The sequence below is a fragment of the Arsukibacterium indicum genome (assembly GCF_019100565.1).
Taxonomy (GTDB): domain Bacteria; phylum Pseudomonadota; class Gammaproteobacteria; order Enterobacterales; family Alteromonadaceae; genus Alishewanella; species Alishewanella indicum.
Genome location: NZ_JAHRID010000005.1, coordinates 275791 through 293324, shown reverse-complemented (window position 1 = coordinate 293324; position 17534 = coordinate 275791). Strand labels below are relative to the sequence as shown.

The following is a 17534-nucleotide window of genomic DNA, read 5'->3' as shown; positions in this document are numbered from 1 at the left end:
CTCATAAAATAACCAGTGGTAAAGTTTTAGCTGTGGTCAGCGTTGACAAGTTGCAGCCGCCGGTTAGACTAGCCGAAAAACCGCATAACAACAATGGATACAACTTATGCAAGCTGCTGCCACTTCTCAGGTTCGTCATAACTGGACCCTGGCCGAAGTTAATGCCTTATACGCATTACCTTTTAATGATTTACTGTTTCAGGCACAAACAATCCATCGTCAGTTTTTCAAGCCTAATGAGGTGCAAATAAGTACCTTGCTATCAATCAAAACCGGCGCCTGTGCCGAAGACTGTAAATATTGCCCGCAAAGTGGCCATTATAATACCGGCCTGGAGCGCGAGCGGCTGCTGGAAGTTGAAAAAGTACTAACCCAGGCCGCAGCAGCAAAAGCGCAGGGGGCCAGTCGCTTTTGTATGGGCGCCGCCTGGAGCAACCCGAAACAACGGGATATGCCTTATATCATTGAAATGGTAAAAGGCGTTAAACAGCTGGGGCTGGAAACCTGTATGACCCTGGGTATGCTTGATAACAGTCAGGCGCAAACTCTGGCGCAGGCAGGCCTGGATTATTACAACCATAATCTGGATACCTCACCGGAGTTTTACGGTGAAATTATTACCACCCGGACTTATCAGGACCGCTTAGATACCCTCAGCCACGTGCGCGACGCCGGTATGAAAGTATGTTGTGGCGGTATTGTTGGCATGGGCGAAAGTGCGAATGACCGCTCGGCACTGTTGATGCAACTGGCCAACCTGCCAGAGCATCCGCAAAGTGTGCCTATTAATATGCTGGTTAAAGTACAGGGCACGCCGCTTGAAAACGTTGACGATTTAGACGGATTTGAGTTTATCCGTACCATTGCTGTCGCGCGCATTATGCTGCCGCAAAGTCATGTTCGGTTGTCGGCAGGGCGTTCGCGCATGAATGAGCAAATGCAGGCGTTATGTTTCTTTGCCGGCGCAAATTCGATTTTTTACGGTGATAAATTACTGACCACCGACAATCCAGAAGCCAATGCTGATATGCAGTTGTTTGCCAAGCTTGGCATTAAACCAGAGCAACGGGCTGATGTATCAGATGAGGCGCACGAGCTGGCGTTGGCTGATGCCCTGAACGAACAGGCTAATCCACCGCTTTACTATGCCGCGCAATAAAAAGGCGGCGCAGTAATATGGCGCTAACCAGACTGGCCAGGTTGCAGCAGGCCCTCAATGAGCGTGCTGCCAGGCAGTTGTTACGCCAACCTGTTACTGTAGAGCGTTATCATGGCCGCTTAATTACGGCTGGTGGCAAACAGTATCTGAATTTTTCCGGCAATGATTACCTTGGGCTGGCACAGGATCCCGAAGTATTGCAGGCTTATGCCGCAGGCGCGACAGAATATGGTGCCGGCAGCAGTGGCTCGCCTCTGGTAACCGGTCAGCATAAAGTGCATCAGCAGTTAACAGATACCCTGTGCGAGTGGCTTGGCCAGGAGCGGGCCTTACTATTTTCATCAGGATTTGCGGCCAATCAGGCAATGCTGCTAACTCTGGCAGAAAAGAGTGACGTTTTACTGCTGGATAAACTCAGCCATGCCTCGCTGATTGATGCAGCAATGCATAGCCAGGCAGGTTTTAAGCGTTTTGCTCATAATGATTTGACTGCACTTGGGCAATTGTTGCAACAAACGCCAGCCTCGCAGCACGCTATGGTGGTAACCGAGGGCGTGTTCAGTATGGATGGCGATAGCCCCGATTTAACGGCGATACTGAGCTTATGTAAGCAATATGATGCGCCACTGCTACTGGATGATGCGCATGGCCTGGGAGTACTGGGTCCGGAAGGGCGCGGTACCGCTGCGGCTCAGGGTGTGGCTGGCGTTGAATTGTTTTGTCAGATGGCAAATTTTGGTAAAGCGCTTGGTGTGGGTGGTGCCTTTGTTGCAGCCAGCAAAACCGTGATTGATTATCTGGAGCAATTTGCCCGCCATTATATTTACAGCACCGCTTTATCACCGGCACTGTGTGCCGCGGTATTAAAAAGTATTGCGCTTTGTCGCGGCCAGCAATGGCGGCGGGACAAACTACAGCAAAATATTGCGCTGTTCCGCCAGTTAGCTGCGGATTTACCACTGCTGGTCTCTACGACACCAATTCAGGGCGTGGTGCTGGGTAGCAGCGAGAGGGCATTGGCTGCCAGTGCGCAACTCAAGCAAACCGGGATTTGGCTAAGTGCCATCCGGCCGCCAACAGTGCCTGCAGGTAGCGCGCGATTAAGAATAACCCTGAGCAGCCAGCATACTGAGCAGGATATCAGCATGCTGGTACAGCATTTAAGGCAGGCAGTCTGATGGCAGTTTCATCAACAGTGCTACCAACACTCAGCGAACAGCCAAAGCTGCATCAGGCAGATTTTTTACAACAGGTGGCGGCTAGTTTTGGCAAAGCCAGTGATAGCTATCTGGCGGCAGCGAGATTGCAACAACAGGTGGCCAGGGATGCGCTGGCGTTACTTGCTGCAGACGGAACAGGCCGCTTACTGGACGCAGGCTGCGGGCCGGGTTGGATCCACCCTGAATTCAAACACTATTGTACTGCGTTCACTGCTGTTGACCTTAGTGAGGGTATGCTCAATAAAGCCAGGTATCAACAACTGGCCAGTGAGTATATTCAGGCAGATGCGGCAGTATTGCCATTACCGGGCGAACACTTTGCTAAAGTATTTTCAAGTCTAATGTTGCAGTGGTGCCCAACGCCAGGTGCTGTGCTCAGCGAATTTGCCAGAGTGCTGGCACCCGGCGGCAAAATGGTTGTGACCACACTGGTGCAGGGCACTTTACAGGAACTGCAACAGGCGTTTGCGACGTTAGATCAAAAGCCGCATACCCAGTTATTTTTACCTGAAGCAGCGCTTATTGACCAGGCGAAAGCCACTCCAGCGGTTAACTGGCAGTTCGACTTACGCAGTTATCCGTTGTATTACCCTGATGTACAAAGTTTAGCGCGTGAGTTAAAAGCCATTGGTGCGAATCAGGTAGCCGGCCGCAGTCACTCAGGATTAACCGGTAAAGGCTATTGGCAAAAACTGGCCGCCGCTTATGAGATACATCGAACTGGCCTGGGCTTACCGGCAAGTTATCAGGTGTTAGTTATTTCAGGAACCAAAGATGCCCGCTGATTGTTACTTTATTACTGCGACTGATACTGATGCCGGTAAAACCTTTATCAGCGGTTTAATACTGCAGGGCTTTAGGGCGCTTAATATCGCCGCGGCTGGCGTAAAGCCAATAGCAGCAGGTGCTGACGAGCAGAAAAAAAATAGTGACGCGTTACTGCTGCAGCACCATTCCGGTATCGCGTTACCGTATAGCGTTGTTAATCCCATTTGTTATCAGGCACCGGTAGCACCGCATCTGGCGGCGGTTAACGAGAAGTTGCCAATCAGCGAGGCGACACTGGATCAGGCGTTGGCCAGCTGGCAGCAGTTACCGGTGCAACAACTGTTAGTTGAAGGCGCCGGTGGCTGGTTGTTGCCTATTAGCGAGCAGCGTTATCTGGCCGATTGGGTAGCGAAACAGCAGTTGCCGGTAATATTAATTGTGGGCATGAAACTGGGCTGTCTGAACCATGCCATGCTGACGGTGCGGGAAATTGCCCGTAGTGGTTGTCAGCTGGTGGGCTGGGTAGCCAATTGTGTTGACCCTGATATGGCGTTAGCAGAGCAGAATATTGCTGATCTTCAGCAACGAATTACAGCGCCGTGTTTAGGCGTAGTACCATACAACCCTGAAGAGCAAACGCAGTTAGGTCTGAATTTAGCCAGGAATTTGTTGAGGACTTCAGGTTGCAACACAGGCTAAGCTTGCCACAGCAACTCGCTACCGCTGACGCGTTCACTCAGACACTCTGTGGCGACTGAGCCTGTATTCCAACCTTCGTTTTATCAGCCAGGTTTAATCAGTCCAACCTTTCACCCCGATTAACTAAGATTTTTCAGTGTAGTTTATTCCCCTTCGTTTTAATGTAGGCGGGCTGTTATCTAAAAAATGAGATAAATCGCTGTTTTCTGCAATGGCTGTTTTTGCACCGCCTTTAAACAGGTAGCCACCATCTTTACCCAGCAATGTTAGTTCATCACCATTGCATTTAAGAGCGGTACCTTCAGGCAGGGCAATAATCGGCGTTTGTGGGTTTAACTGCATAAATTCAGCTAAGCGCATATCCCGGGTTTCACCATGAAAACCTTCCGGCTTATAGTCGCTGTAATGCGGGTTTAGCTGTAATGGCAACAGATTTAAGGCATTAAATGAAGCCGGTTCTACAATTGGCATATCGTTGGTGGTTCGAATAGTAGCACCGGCGATATTGGAACCGGCGCTCCAGCCAATATAAGGCACGCCGCTGGTTACGCGTTGCTCAATTAGGTGGACGATATCCTGTTGATATAACTTATGAAGTAGCTGAAAAGTATTACCGCCACCTACGGCTATAGCCTGAGCATCTGCGATGGCTTTTTGTGGGCTCTGGCACTGATGTAAACCCTTAACTTTAACTGATAACGGCGTTAAAGCGCTGGCTACTTGCTGAAGATAATCATTATAGCTAACGGTAACACCGGCATAAGGAATAAATAACAACTCGTCGATGCCAGACAAATGGCCGCTAAGCCAGTCCATATAAGGTGCCAGATAGTCGCTGTTATGGGCCCGTGAGCTGCTTAGTAATAATAATTGCATAAGAACCTTTGATTTTAAGCTGTTGTCTATTGTTGGTATTGTAGCGAAAAGCGTGCAGCGGGACATGTTTTCTTACATATTTCCCGTTAAAACAGCACGTCACTTAATTTGAAATTCAGTTAGCAGCCCATATATTAAAGGCAGTTAAGTCACTGAGGTAAGGGTATATGAAAAGAGTCTTGCTGTTCCTGGCAACCAACCTGGCAGTTATTGTAGTACTGAGTATTGTACTGAATATCGTTTTCAGCTTTTTAGGGATAGACCACAGCAGTATCGGCGGCTTATTGGTATTTGCAGCCATATTCGGTTTTGGTGGGTCTTTTATCTCGTTAGCGTTGTCGAAATGGATGGCGAAACGCTCCACCGGTGCCGTAGTGATTACCCAGCCGCGCAATGCCACTGAGCAATGGCTGCTACGTACCGTTGAGCGCCAGGCGAAAAAAGCCGGCATTGGTATGCCGGAAGTGGCGGTATATGATTCGCCGGAAATGAATGCGTTTGCCACCGGCATGAACCGAAATGATGCTCTGGTTGCAGTTAGCACTGGTTTGTTGCGTAATATGAAACAGGAAGAAGTTGAGGCGGTACTGGCTCACGAAGTGTCTCATGTTGCTAACGGCGATATGGTAACCCTGACGCTGATCCAGGGTGTGGTCAATACCTTTGTTATTTTCTTTGCCCGCTTAATTGCCGGTGCTATTCGTAATAATAACCAGCAAATGGGAACTTTTGCCTACTACGGTATTGTTATTGTGCTGGAAATTGTCTTTGGTTTTCTGGCCAGCATTATTGTTATGTGGTTCTCACGCCAGCGTGAATACCGTGCTGACGCCGGTGCCGCGCGCTTAGAGGGGCCGGATAAAATGGTGGCGGCGCTGGAACGACTGAAGCATAACCATGAAAGCAGGCTGGAAGGCAGTTTGATGGCATTTGGTATTGCCGGTAAAAAACCAAAGTCGGAGCTGTTATTAACCCACCCGCCGCTGGAAAAGCGGATTGAGGCCCTGCGTAGCCGTAGGGAATTTTAATGATAAGGCCCCGTTTACGGGGCTTTTTTTGCGATTGCATAAACCCGTCATCTCAATAAACTACCAAGTACCTGCCTATTACGCTGCTGAATAGCCGCTATTAATCAGGCTGACAGGGCAAGCTGCAGATTTTTTGTTAAGGTAGACCGTCTGTTTACTATTTTACCGGAGTAACCATGTTATCAGCCCCGAAATTCGCTGCTTTTAATCCACCACGACGGATCCTGATGGGTCCCGGTCCGTCTGACGTTTATCCGCAAGTACTGGCAGCGCAGGCAAGACCAACGGTCGGCCATCTGGATCCGCTTTTTATTGGTATGATGGATGAACTGAAAAAATTACTGCAATACGCTTTTCAAACCGAAAACCCGATGACCATCGCGGTATCAGCACCGGGTAGCGCCGGCATGGAAACCTGCTTTGTTAATCTGGTTGAACCCGGCGAAAAAGTGATTGTTTGTCGCAATGGTGTGTTTGGGGAACGGATGCGCCAGAATGTTGAGCGTTGTGGTGGTGTAGCTGTATGTGTTGATAACGCCTGGGGTGAGCCGGTAAGCCCAGAGCAGTTAGAACTGGTGCTGCAGCAGCATCCTGATGCGCGTTTTGTCGCTTTTGTGCATGCTGAAACCTCTACTGGTGCACTAAGTGACGCCAAAACGCTTTGTGCTTTGGCCCGGCAGCACGACTGCATTTCGATAGTCGATGCTGTTACGTCGTTAGGCGGGGTGGAGCTCAGAGTAGATGAGTGGGGCATTGATGCCATATACTCTGGTAGCCAGAAATGTCTGTCCTGTGTGCCGGGTTTATCACCGGTATCGTTTTCAGAACGGGCAGTTGCGAAAATTAAACAGCGCAAAAGTCCGGTGCAAAGCTGGTTTTTAGATCAAAGTCTGGTAATGGGCTACTGGAGTGGCCAGGGCAAGCGCAGTTATCATCACACTGCACCGGTCAACAGTTTATATGCTTTACATGAAGCTTTACGGTTACTGGCGGCGGAAGGGCTGGAGCAGGCGTGGCAGCGTCATCGAGCTATGCACCAATTACTGGCAGATGGCCTGACAAAACTTGGTCTTAGATTTGTGGTTGCGCAGCCTTACCGCCTGCCTCAATTAAACCACGTTTATATACCGCAAGGAGTGGATGATGCGGCGCTACGCAGCACGCTGCTTGAGCATTATAACCTGGAGCTTGGTGCAGGTCTTGGCGAGATGGCCGGCAAAACCTGGCGTATAGGTTTAATGGGCTATGGTGCCCGGCGCGAAAATATTGCACTTTGCCTGCAGGCGCTTAGTCTGCACCTGAGCTAACAAAGCCAATGGCATGCTAAAAGCTGTTCAACAGGCGCTGCTGGCAGGCTGCTGGTCGTTTTATTGCTGGTAGCCGTCAGCCGCTTCTGCTAGTTTCATTTATCTTACTGAGCGTTGATAATAAGATAATGAGGCTTCAATGATCCCGGTTTCTGTCACTACCCATTTCATAAAACGCCTATCCGTTGCAATGTTGCTGCTGTCTGCGCTGGCTGGCGTTAATGCTGCTGCTAATCAGGGCTATTACCGTTTTCCGGTATTGCATAGTAATAATGTGTTGTTTACCGCCGAGGGTGATATCTGGCAACAGACTGCCGGTGAGGCTCAGGCACGGCGCTTAACCAGCCATCCCGAATTGGAAACTCAGCCGCTGATATCGGAAGATGGCCGACAACTGGCTTTTGTTGCCAATTATGATGGGGTAGATGAAATATACCTGATGCCACTTAGCGGTGGACTGGCAAAACGGATAAGCTTTGAAAACAGCCGGGTGCGTCTTCAGCAATGGCTGGCTGATGGCCGGATTTTATACGCGACAGACAGTGATGTCGGGCCGGCAAATTACTGGGTCCTGAAACTACTGGATCCGGTAACGTTGCAAACTGAAACACTGCCGCTGGCTGATGCGGCCAACGGCGTGATTGATCCGGCGACAAATAATGTGTTCTTCAGTCGTTTTGGTTTGCAGCTGACCGGAGATAACAGCAAAGTTTATCGTGGTGGTGCTATTGGTCAGCTATGGCGCTGGCAAGCCGGTTCAACTGACGAAGCTGTGTTGCTTAGTGCCGGGCATGGCGGTTCAATCAGTCAGCCGATGTTCTGGCAGGGCCGAGTCTATTTTATCAGCGATGCGGATGGCAATAGTAATATCTGGTCAATGGCCGCTGATGGCAGTGATCTGCAGCAACATACCCGCCATACAGCCTGGCGGATAGGTCAGGCCCGACTTAATCAGGGCCAGATCATTTATCAGCTGGCGGCAGATCTTCACCAGCTTGATTTAGACAGTAACCAGAGCCAGCGCTTAGATATTGCGCTAAGTTCGGACTTTGTTCAGCAACGTGAGCGTTTTATTAATCAACCGCTGGACTATCTGACCCATGCCGGTTTTAACGAAAGCCAGCATCATGTCGTGTTAACAGCGCGCAGCCAGATAGCGGTTGCCAGCACTGGCGTTAAGCGTTTAACTCAGATCCACACGGCCGCAGGCAGTCGTTCCCGCAACGCCATTAGCAGCCCGGATGGCAAATGGGTATATGCGATTAACGATACCAGCGGTGAAAACGAGATTTGGCGCTACGCCCGGGATGGCTCAGCTGACGCCAGGCAGCTGACTAAGGACGGTAGCACGTTTCGTTGGGGTCTGTATTTGTCGCCCAATGGCCGATACCTGGCTCATGATGACAAAAATGGCGATTTATGGCTGCTGGATCTGGAAAAAAACAGCAATAAACGAATTTATCAGTCCGGCTACGGTCACTCTCCTTATCAGGACGTAGTCTGGTCGCCAGACAGCAACCTACTGGCGCTTACCTTTAATCATCAACAACGGCCACGCAGTCAGGTCGTACTGCATAGTTTAGCTGACGGCAGGTCAGAAGTTTTAACCAGCGATAAGTATCAATCGTATTCGCCAGCATTCAGTGCTGACGGTTTATGGCTGTATTTTTTGTCTGACCGCCAGTTTACGGCAACACCATCCAGCCCGTGGGGCGACCGCAACCTGGGCCCGATGTTTGATAAACGCAGTGAAATTTATGCCGTAAGTTTAAAGCAACAAGCCTGTTTTGCATTTGCACCGCCACAGGAACTGAATATTTGTGACGACACTGCGGCTAAAGCTGCACGAGAGGGTAAAGATGCCAGTTTAGTTGATTGGCAAAGCTTAGCAGACCGTTTGTGGCCGGTTCCGCTACCAGCTGACAACTACAGTAATCTTAAACTTAGTAAAGAGCGATTATATGTGATGAGTCGCCGGGCGGGCAGTCGCAGCGCTGAGCTTAAACAGGCAAAATTCGCGGCAGAGGGCGCTAAAATCACCACTTTTAGTGCAGATGTGGCGGATTATCAATTAGGGGCTAGCGGCGACAAACTGTTTATTCGCAAACAGGCTGCCGATGCGGCAGGGAGTAATAGCACGGGCGACATGTTAATTGTGAACGCCGGCGAAAAAATGCCAACCGACCTTAGTCTGGCGAAAGTTAACAGTGCTGCCTGGCAATTGCGGATACAACCGCAACAAGAATGGGCGCAGATGTTTCGTGATGCCTGGTTAATGCACCGCGACTTTTTATTCGACAAAAATATGCGTGGTTTAGACTGGCCGGCCAGTCGGGATAAATATCAACCGCTGCTTGCCAGGGTAACTGACCGGCATGAGCTGGACGACGTGCTGGCGCAAATGATGGGTGAGCTTAATGCGCTGCACTCACAGGTTCGCGGTGGTGAGTATCAGAGCGACAGCGCTAAACCTGCCGCAGCCAGTTTAGGCGCCAGTTTAAGCAGTACTGGTCAGGGTGTAAAAATAAACCATATATATCAGTCAGATAAAGAGCTACCGGCGCAGGCTTCTCCGCTGGCTAAAGCCGGGGTAAATGCTTCAGTTAACGATGTTATTGTCGCTATCAATGGCAAAGAAGTCAGTAATCTGGCTGAGCTGACAAATCAGTTGCGCAACCAGGCCGGTAAGCAGGTGCTGTTAACCCTGCGTCGTAACAATCAACTGCTACAGACCATAGTGCAGCCAGTAGCTGCGCAGCAAGAAGCCATGCTCAGGTATCGGGATTGGGTGCATCAGAATCAGCAGCGGGTGATGGGGGCCAGTGATGGCCGTGTCGGCTATTTGCACCTCTACGCGATGGGTGGCAATGATATTGCCAGCTTTGCCCGGGAGTTTTACGCCCAGTATCAGCGTGATGGACTTATTATTGATGTAAGACGTAATCGCGGCGGTAACATTGATAGCTGGATTATCGAGAAATTATTACGCCGAGCCTGGTCATTCTGGCAACCAACCCATGGTGCACCCTACACCAACATGCAACAGGCGTTTCGCGGGCATTTAGTGGTGCTGACTGATCCGTTAACCTATTCTGATGGTGAAACCTTTGCCGCGGGTGTAAAAGCTCTTGGCCTTGGGCCTCTTATTGGTAACCGCACCGCGGGTGCAGGGGTCTGGTTGTCTGGCCGTAATCAGTTAGCAGATAAAGGCCTTGCCAGAGTAGCTGAAACGCCACAATTTGCTATGGATGGCCGTTATATCATTGAGGGCTACGGTGTAACGCCGGATATAGAAGTATCTAACTTGCCGTATGCCAGTTTTAATGGCGCTGACAGTCAGTTGGAGGCCGGCATTAGTTATCTGCTTCGTCAATTAACAGAGCAGCCGGTAAAGCCGGCGGTGGCAGCACCTTTAAGCCCGGCCGTGGCTGAAGATATTTTGCCAGGCCGCAATTAATTTCTGCAGAAAAGGCTGCCAATATTTGACGATAACAGCTATCTTGAGACTGTAAACAACACAGAGGATGTATGCTATGCCGGTAACAGCTGAACTTAATGCTGAGATAAAAATTCTGAATTTATATAATCTCGATTCACAGATGGAAGGCTTAAAAGTACATAAAGATGCCGATGGCGAGACCCGGGCAGCAATTGCCCGCCTTCACGAAAAGGGTTTGCTTACCCAGCGCGATGGTGGCTACCTGACTGATTTGGGTGTGCATTGTGCAGAGCATATTCAAACTGCTCTGCGTATTCTGACGAACCGTTAGCAATTAACTGGCCTGTTTATTCAGGCCAGGTTAGTTTCTTTAAACTGTGACGATGTTGTTTTAAATAGTCTGCCAGTTGCACCAGGGCCTGCTGATCTTCAGCAAACAGTGCCCGTTGGTATAGCTGATCAATATGAGCTAACTCGCTGTTGTATTCCGGGTTATGTTTCTTTAAAACCGTAGCAAACTGACTGAAATGCTGGCCCGCTGCTTTTTTGCTAAGTACTTTGCTAAAGTATTTGTTAATTAGCCGTACTGCAGCTGCATTGTTATCTGGTTTGCGCCGGAAACGCCACAGCCACCAAATCATCGCAGTAAGTAGTAGTACACTGGCCAGTAATATCAGAATGTTTCGTGCGGCTTTTAACTGTTGCCACAAATTTTGCTGGTTATTTTCATCAAAACTCAGGATCCAGACCGACCAGTAATAATCGAGGTGTAACAGCTGCTGACTAAGATAGTTCAATGCGGAGAAACGCCGCCAGTTTGCCTGCAACTGGTTTTGCTCATCCGCCATTAATACCGCTTCGAGCCCGGCCAGCACCCGCTCAGGTGCAATAACTGCGGTCGGGTCAAAACGCTGCCAGCTCCCCTGGTCATAATACTCTACCCAGGCATGCGCTTCCCGTTGCCGAACTTCGAGATACTGCTGTTCTTCATGCCAGACACCACCCTGATAACCACCTACCACCCGGGCGGCAACACCGGCTTCCCGCAGCAATACCGCTGTTGCCGACGCATAGTGGCTGCAAAAACCTGTCCGGCTATCAAACAGGAAGGCGTCAATACTGTTAGCGCCAAGCCGTGGCGGGTTTAAACTGTAATAAAACGGTTGCTGGCGAAACATTGTACTGATCAGCTCAATTAACTCTGCGGTTGAGCGGCTCTTTGCCGCAAGCTGACTGGCTAATTCCCGGGTTTCTGGGTTGGCATTGACGGTGCGGCTATTCAGTTGCTGTTCAAATGTTGTATCTGCCGGCACTGGCGTAAGCATACTGCTAAGCTGATAACTCAGACGTTGGGTTACCGGGCGACGGGCTTCAACTAAATATGCCGCAGTTGGTCGGACTACACTGGCATATTGCACCGGCTGCCCCAGCGCAAATAAACTACGCTGGTTACTGACTTCGGCAATAACCTGATAATTTATCCACTGTTCGGCATTGGTATTTTCAGGCTGCCGGTTAGCGGATTGCCGGCGCTCAAAACGCTGATTTACTGTCCAGCTGCGGCCATCAAAATCTTCATATACTTTTGCGCGCCAGTACAATTGCTGGCGTGGAGGGGGGGGATCGGTAAATATTGCCCGAAAGGCCAGCTTATCGCTTTGAACCAGATTCTCAATACTTCCCGGATCAAGGGTATCAGCCAGGCCGGTTACCGCTGCTTCAGCGGTTGGGATCCGCCACAATGGTTGTAAACGTGGAAAAAGCAGAAACAAAGAAATCCAGACGGGCAGGGTAATTAAGATGGCTTTGACCAGTTGCAGCATTTGCAGTTGATACTGCTTGCTGGCGTACAGCCGGTAGTGGCAGTAAAGCGTAAACATTAACAGGGCCAGAATAACCAGGCTTACCAGCATGCTCTGATAAAAAATAAAGCAGCATGCCAGCAGAAAATACAGCACCCATAACAACTGGTGGCTGTCGTGGCGCTGACGGATCAGTACCAGACGGCTGACAGCAGATAGTAACAATATTTGCAGCATAAAATGAAAAACACCGCTCTGCTTTATTGCAACCAGCAGTAGCAGCAGGATCAGTGCGGCAATAACATTAACCCGTTTAAGTTTATTAACTTTGTCGTTTTGCTGCAGAGGCCATCGGTACAACAACAACAGCAACAGAATTGCGCTGTACCACAACGGCAATGCCTGATGCAGCAACACTATTAACGAAACCAGAATGGCATAAAACGACAGTATCGCCTGACGGCTTAACAGGATCAGCATAATGCCAGCTCCCGCAGACAACGCTCAAGATGTGGCTGGCCACAGGATGGACTAATGCTGGTACCTTTAATCCGTAATCCATAAGGTTTACTGCGTTGCTCAAGTTGTATCATCAGATAGCAGGCTTTAGATAGCGCCAATTCCAGCGCTGCGCCGCTGACTGACGGAATGGTGATCCAGTCAGGCTCAGGCTGCGGAGTGCTGGGGGCATGTTTAACCGCCGGGTTAGCCGGATCGCGGGCCAGCCTTTTCCAGAGCATTAATTTAAGACTATCACCCGCCTGATAGCTGCGGATGGTGTCGAAGTCTTCACTGCTGTTGTTTTTACTACCGCTGGTATCACTGTTTAACACTACTGGATCTGTTGCCAGTGGTTTGGGAAATACCCAGTAATGGTAATCCAGGTTCAATAAGCTTTTACAGTTAAATAAGCCAAAAGGAAAATAGCTGTGAACGGTAAGGCGAGGCAAAGGCAGAAAGCCCCGCTTCGTTGTCGGCAGCGGTACCATCAGCTGTTGTCTGTTGTCTTCCAGTATTGATGGTGGCTGGTTTGTGCTGAAATTACATTGTAACTGCTGGCGGGGTTGCGGGCTGTGTAATGACACCGGCACCATCAGTACTTCTTCTGCGTAGGCACTTAAAACAGGGGCACAGCTCACTGTCAGACCATGTAAATTACGCCATGCTAATACTAGCGCCAGCAGTAACACAGAAAACAGCATATAACTCATTAATAAAATGAGATTGTTCTGATAATTGGTGCCAAGCAGGTACAGTAAAATCAGCAGTAAAATGTACCAGAGACCAAACTTGCTTGGCAGGATATAAATTATTTTCTGGCTAAGGGTAACGGTTCGTGCTTTAGGCTGCCGCTTATCAAGCCAGTTATTAAACCAATGCTTGAACTGGTGTCTGACACTTTTCATAGCGGACAATCAGTTTGCTCCAGTAAAATCTGGCTAAGACTATGACTGGCAGCACTTGAGCGGGGATCTAACCGGTGTTCAGCTACTGATGGGAAGACCTGCTGGATATCATCTGCAGTGGTAAAGTCCCGGCCGGCCAGCAGGGCATGGGCTTTGCTTGCCCGTAGCAGGGCTTTGGATGCACGGGGTGACAACGGTAACATATCATTACGATTCCGACTGGCGTCAACCAGACTCAGCAGATAGTCAATGACCGCATCGGTAACTTTAACTTCGCTCAGCTGTTGTTGCAGATTTTTAAGGGTTGCACTGTCCAGTTGCTGTGTTAAAAACTGTAGTCTGGAACCTTTGCTGTCATCAACCAATAACTGGTGCTCAGCCTCCCGTTCCGGGAAGCCTAATGAAAGCCGCATTAAAAAGCGATCCAGCTGTGACTCAGGTAAAGCCGATGTTCCGGCGTGAAACAACGGATTCTGAGTGGCAATAACAAAAAACGGACTTGGCAGCGGTCGGGTTTCACCATCTGACGTAACCTGACGCTCCTCCATGGCCTCCAGCAATGCACTCTGGGTTTTCGGGCTGGCACGGTTAATTTCATCAGCCAGTAAAACCTGAGAGAATACCGGCCCTGGCTGAAAATGGAATTGCTGTGACCGGGCATCATAAATACTAATCCCGGTTAAATCAGCGGGTAGTAAGTCGCTGGTAAACTGTACCCGCCGGTAGCTTAAACCCAGACTATTGGCCAGTGCGTGGGCAAGGGTGGTTTTACCCAAACCTGGTAAATCTTCCAGCAGCAAATGGCCTTCGGCGAGTAAGCAACAAAGTGCCAGTCGGATTTGCTGCTGTTTGCCAAGAATAACCTGATTAATGCTTTGTTCGACTTGATGTAATTGCGCTAACACGCGATCTCCTTACTGCTTAATGAACCAGGCGGCGGATGCCATTTAACCGGATGGGTCGGGGTAAACTTGTTGCTGAGATAATCTTTATCCTTTCTCTATACTAGTCGCTCTGTCGAGGGGATCAACAAAATAATAAGGCAGCCGAAGCTGCCTTAGTTAAACGAACAACAGAACGATTAGAAATTGACGACTAAATCAGCTGAACATACCGTTGTACCTTCCAGGCACAGACTGTACGTTACTGACGCAGCCATCGAGTCGAAACGATCGCGATGTCTGCCATCATTTTCAACTGTCTCTATAAACTCGCCATCCCGGTACAGGTCAACGCTGCCGGTTGCCCCCGTCCAGCGTAAATCAACGATGGTTGCACCAGTGCGGGCTCGGATAGCGCGGTGCAGGTTCAGGCTGATGTCACTTTCCACTAACGTTACCAACTGACTTGTGGTGTCAGTCAGACCTGTCTCATCGGTAACGGTCAGACTTACTGTGTAGCTGCCTTCTGCTGCATAGCTATGAGCTGGATTTTGTTGTGAAGACACATTGCCATCACCAAAATCCCAGCTCCAGCTGCTGATGTCATTATTCGCGTCAGTTGAAGTGTCTGTAAAATCGACATTAAGACCAGATGCAACATAGCTAAACTCAGCCACAGGCGCTTCAGGATCCGGATCGACAACATCGCCAGCCAGTGCGGTAATCGTCAGGCTCCAGCTGTTCAGCGTTCCAACGTCAGCGCCGGCATTGTCAGATACGTTTAAGGTCCAGTCACCCTGCATACCTTCACCATTAAAGGTGTCAACAACCCAGCTCTCAACTAAATCGTCGGCGCTGCCGCCGGCACGATTGTGTAACGTATGCTCGGTTCCCTGAGGTGAGGTAAGAGTGACCAGTAAATCACCCCGCCAGGTATGAGTGATATCAACACCAGCTTCAACGCTGAACACAGTACCTTCGTTTGGCACATTAATAACACTGTCGATTCCAACGGCGTTATTATCCGGTATGGCAATTGATGTGTTGTTATCAAAGCTGAAATCTGCCAAACCCTGCGGTAATACATCCAGTGTTGCCGACACGGTCTTTATCACTTCAGGATCGGCAGCATCAATACCGGTAACTGTGATTAAATAATCACCCCAGGCAGTATCCGCCATTGTTGGTACAGTAACCGTTATGGTATCACCCGGTTCAGCCGTTGTTGCTGATAATGATGCGCCGGCGAGGTTTGGATCGGTACTGACGCTAAGCTCAACAGTTCCCATCCAGTCTGCAAGATTGCCGACATCAAGCGTAAACTCAGCCATTTCACCAGCGACGATTTGCTGGCTGCGGGGAGATAACGATAAGCGGAAACTTGGGGTTGGGTCGGCATCTGCCAGTGCACTGACCAGATTAAGCCGCTTACCGGAAACGGTCTTACCAGCCAGAGAGTCAAGTTCATCGCCGCTATCCATCAGGATGGCCTTCATCTCCAATGGTGTAATTTCCGGATTAATAGACCACAGCAAGGCTGCTGCACCAGCAACATGTGGTGATGCCATTGAGGTACCAGAATAGGCAGCATAACTGTTACCCGGAATTGTTGACTGAATAGCAGAGCCTGGTGCGCCCAAATCTACCGATGTAGCTCCATAGTTAGATGCGCCTACTGCGAATACAGACAAATTGTCGTTACGGTCGGTTGAGGCTACAGATACAATCACATCCAGATCATAGGCTGCCGGATACATTGGGCTGACGTCAGCGTCAGCACCATCATTGCCTGAGGCTGCAATAAACAGAATACCGGCATCGCCGCCAGACTGAATTGCAGCTCTGAGGGTCTCAGAGAAACCACCGCCACCCCAGGAATTATTAGTCGCTTTAACATTGACGCCATAGTTTGTTTTTAAGTCAGTGAAGTAATCAATACATTCAATAGCGCCAGCTGTGCTGCCGCCGGTTGGGCCCAGGAACTGGCAGGGTAACAGGGTCACGTTCCAGTTTACGCCCGTTATGCCAATGCCATTATCGCCGCTGGCACCAATAGTACCAGCAACGTGAGTACCATGGCTGTCGCTATCCATTGGATCATTGTTTTCATTTAATGTTGAGTAACCGTGAGGATGGCCAGGATAACTACCATCATTTTCCCAGCGGTTCGGGATAAGGTCAGGATGGTTATAATCCATACCAGAGTCTATTACCCCAATTACAATGTCATGACTTCCGGTCGTAATATCCCAGGCTTCTGTTGCACTGATATCGGCACCCGCGGTGCCACCATTCTGCCCCGTGTTGTCAAGCGCCCACATTTCTCCAAAACTCGGGTCATTAGGTACGGCCAATGGCACGTTAAGCGCTTTAACCAGATAGTTGGGCTCAGCGATTTCAATTGCCGGATTTAATGTAAGTTGCTTGATTAAAAAATCACGATTAATACCTTTTGGTACTTTAATTTTAGCGATGCGGCCATCCGCGATGTGACGCATTTTGATATCACGACCCTGATTATCCAGCTGACGTAAGCTGGCTCCGGTGCGCGAAACAACGGAAATACGCTCCTGCTTCGAAACCCCCGGTTTAAACATGACAAGAATAGAATCATCAGCTTCTGCAGCTTTATTCATTGCAAACGCTGAACCTGAAGACAGCGCTGTGGCAATTGCCAGCGCCAGAATTTTTTGCTTGGACATATCAGTTCCCATTTTAATTATTTGTTAATTTATGCGCTTTTACTGCACCTATTAGCATTAGCATTTATATTAACAATTTGCTCATATTTTTAAGGAAAATAGTACAAAAGGGTTAGTACCTTGGTGGGGTTTAATGTGAACATTATTGGCTATGCTGCTGTTTATTCGGATAAAAAAATTTATTAAAGATTGCAAAATTGAAATAAAAATAAAACATTTGTCCTATTGTGGCTTTTGAATATGTCTT

Annotated in this window: 13 protein-coding genes; 8 read left to right on the top strand and 5 right to left on the bottom strand. The window is 49.3% G+C overall.

Annotated elements, in window-relative coordinates; translation table 11 throughout:
* Positions 1-106: 106 nt before the first annotated feature.
* The 4 genes from bioB to bioD are packed head-to-tail and all read left to right on the top strand — an operon-like array spanning position 107 to position 3846.
* Entirely contained in the window at positions 107-1159 is a 1053-nt protein-coding gene (bioB, locus tag KQY15_RS12605; RefSeq protein ID WP_217669680.1) for a biotin synthase BioB, read from the top strand.
* A 17-nt stretch (positions 1160-1176) separates the two neighbouring features.
* Positions 1177-2337, top strand: a complete 1161-nt coding sequence (bioF, locus tag KQY15_RS12600; RefSeq protein WP_217669678.1) for an 8-amino-7-oxononanoate synthase — start codon at positions 1177-1179, stop codon at positions 2335-2337.
* Positions 2337-3164: a methyltransferase domain-containing protein gene (locus KQY15_RS12595; protein WP_217669676.1), complete on the top strand. Its 828-nt coding sequence runs from the start codon at positions 2337-2339 to the stop codon at positions 3162-3164. The genes bioF and KQY15_RS12595 overlap by 1 nt, the downstream gene beginning before the upstream one ends.
* Complete coding sequence (gene bioD, locus KQY15_RS12590) at positions 3154-3846, top strand: dethiobiotin synthase (protein ID WP_217669674.1); 693 nt, start codon at positions 3154-3156, stop codon at positions 3844-3846. Before KQY15_RS12595 ends, bioD begins: the two co-directional genes overlap by 11 nt.
* 123 nt (positions 3847-3969) lie before the next feature.
* On the opposite strand, the gene pepE is transcribed toward bioD, so the two are convergent.
* Positions 3970-4722, bottom strand: a complete 753-nt coding sequence (gene pepE, locus KQY15_RS12585; RefSeq protein ID WP_217669672.1) for a dipeptidase PepE — start codon at positions 4720-4722, stop codon at positions 3970-3972.
* Positions 4723-4889: 167 nt separating this feature from the next.
* On the opposite strand from pepE, the gene htpX reads away from it, so the two are divergent.
* The 4 genes from htpX (at position 4890) to KQY15_RS12565 (ending at position 10827) form a co-directional block, all read left to right on the top strand.
* The gene (gene htpX, locus KQY15_RS12580) at positions 4890-5750 is read left to right on the top strand and encodes a protease HtpX (RefSeq protein ID WP_217669670.1); all 861 of its coding nucleotides are present in this window, start codon (positions 4890-4892) and stop codon (positions 5748-5750) included.
* A gap of 227 nt (positions 5751-5977) precedes the next feature.
* Complete coding sequence (locus KQY15_RS12575; RefSeq protein ID WP_217669779.1) at positions 5978-7057, top strand: pyridoxal-phosphate-dependent aminotransferase family protein; 1080 nt, start codon at positions 5978-5980, stop codon at positions 7055-7057.
* Between the two features lie 139 nt (positions 7058-7196).
* A complete protein-coding gene (locus KQY15_RS12570) occupies positions 7197-10514 on the top strand; it encodes a S41 family peptidase (RefSeq protein WP_254795683.1) in 3318 nt (1105 codons plus the stop codon).
* A gap of 76 nt (positions 10515-10590) precedes the next feature.
* Positions 10591-10827: a TIGR02647 family protein gene (locus KQY15_RS12565; RefSeq protein WP_254795682.1), complete on the top strand. Its 237-nt coding sequence runs from the start codon at positions 10591-10593 to the stop codon at positions 10825-10827.
* Positions 10828-10843: 16 nt separating this feature from the next.
* Here the strand turns inward: KQY15_RS12565 and KQY15_RS12560 are convergent, their stop codons facing one another.
* From KQY15_RS12560 to KQY15_RS12545, 4 genes are all read right to left on the bottom strand, one after another.
* A complete protein-coding gene (locus KQY15_RS12560) occupies positions 10844-12778 on the bottom strand; it encodes a transglutaminase TgpA family protein (RefSeq protein WP_217669666.1) in 1935 nt (644 codons plus the stop codon).
* On the bottom strand, positions 12772-13713 hold the full coding sequence (locus KQY15_RS12555; RefSeq protein ID WP_217669664.1) for a DUF58 domain-containing protein: 942 nt from the start codon (positions 13711-13713) through the stop codon (positions 12772-12774). Before KQY15_RS12555 ends, KQY15_RS12560 begins: the two co-directional genes overlap by 7 nt.
* On the bottom strand, positions 13701-14609 hold the full coding sequence (locus KQY15_RS12550; protein ID WP_217669662.1) for an AAA family ATPase: 909 nt from the start codon (positions 14607-14609) through the stop codon (positions 13701-13703). Before KQY15_RS12550 ends, KQY15_RS12555 begins: the two co-directional genes overlap by 13 nt.
* Positions 14610-14785: 176 nt before the next feature.
* Positions 14786-17287, bottom strand: coding sequence for a S8 family serine peptidase (locus tag KQY15_RS12545; protein WP_217669660.1), 2502 nt, complete (start codon positions 17285-17287; stop codon positions 14786-14788).
* Positions 17288-17534: the final 247 nt, after the last annotated feature.

What these genes read in the sequence shown, in the direction of transcription:
- bioB (WP_217669680.1), top strand. Translation starts at nt 107, where the DNA reads ATGCAAGCTGCTGCCACTTCTCAGGTTCGTCATAACTGGACCCTGGCC.
- bioF (WP_217669678.1), top strand. Translation starts at nt 1,177, where the DNA reads ATGGCGCTAACCAGACTGGCCAGGTTGCAGCAGGCCCTCAATGAGCGT.
- KQY15_RS12595 (WP_217669676.1), top strand. Translation starts at nt 2,337, where the DNA reads ATGGCAGTTTCATCAACAGTGCTACCAACACTCAGCGAACAGCCAAAG.
- bioD (WP_217669674.1), top strand. Translation starts at nt 3,154, where the DNA reads ATGCCCGCTGATTGTTACTTTATTACTGCGACTGATACTGATGCCGGT.
- pepE (WP_217669672.1), bottom strand. Translation starts at nt 4,722, where the DNA reads ATGCAATTATTATTACTAAGCAGCTCACGGGCCCATAACAGCGACTAT.
- htpX (WP_217669670.1), top strand. Translation starts at nt 4,890, where the DNA reads ATGAAAAGAGTCTTGCTGTTCCTGGCAACCAACCTGGCAGTTATTGTA.
- KQY15_RS12575 (WP_217669779.1), top strand. Translation starts at nt 5,978, where the DNA reads ATGGGTCCCGGTCCGTCTGACGTTTATCCGCAAGTACTGGCAGCGCAG.
- KQY15_RS12570 (WP_254795683.1), top strand. Translation starts at nt 7,197, where the DNA reads ATGATCCCGGTTTCTGTCACTACCCATTTCATAAAACGCCTATCCGTT.
- KQY15_RS12565 (WP_254795682.1), top strand. Translation starts at nt 10,591, where the DNA reads ATGCCGGTAACAGCTGAACTTAATGCTGAGATAAAAATTCTGAATTTA.
- KQY15_RS12560 (WP_217669666.1), bottom strand. Translation starts at nt 12,778, where the DNA reads ATGCTGATCCTGTTAAGCCGTCAGGCGATACTGTCGTTTTATGCCATT.
- KQY15_RS12545 (WP_217669660.1), bottom strand. Translation starts at nt 17,287, where the DNA reads ATGTCCAAGCAAAAAATTCTGGCGCTGGCAATTGCCACAGCGCTGTCT.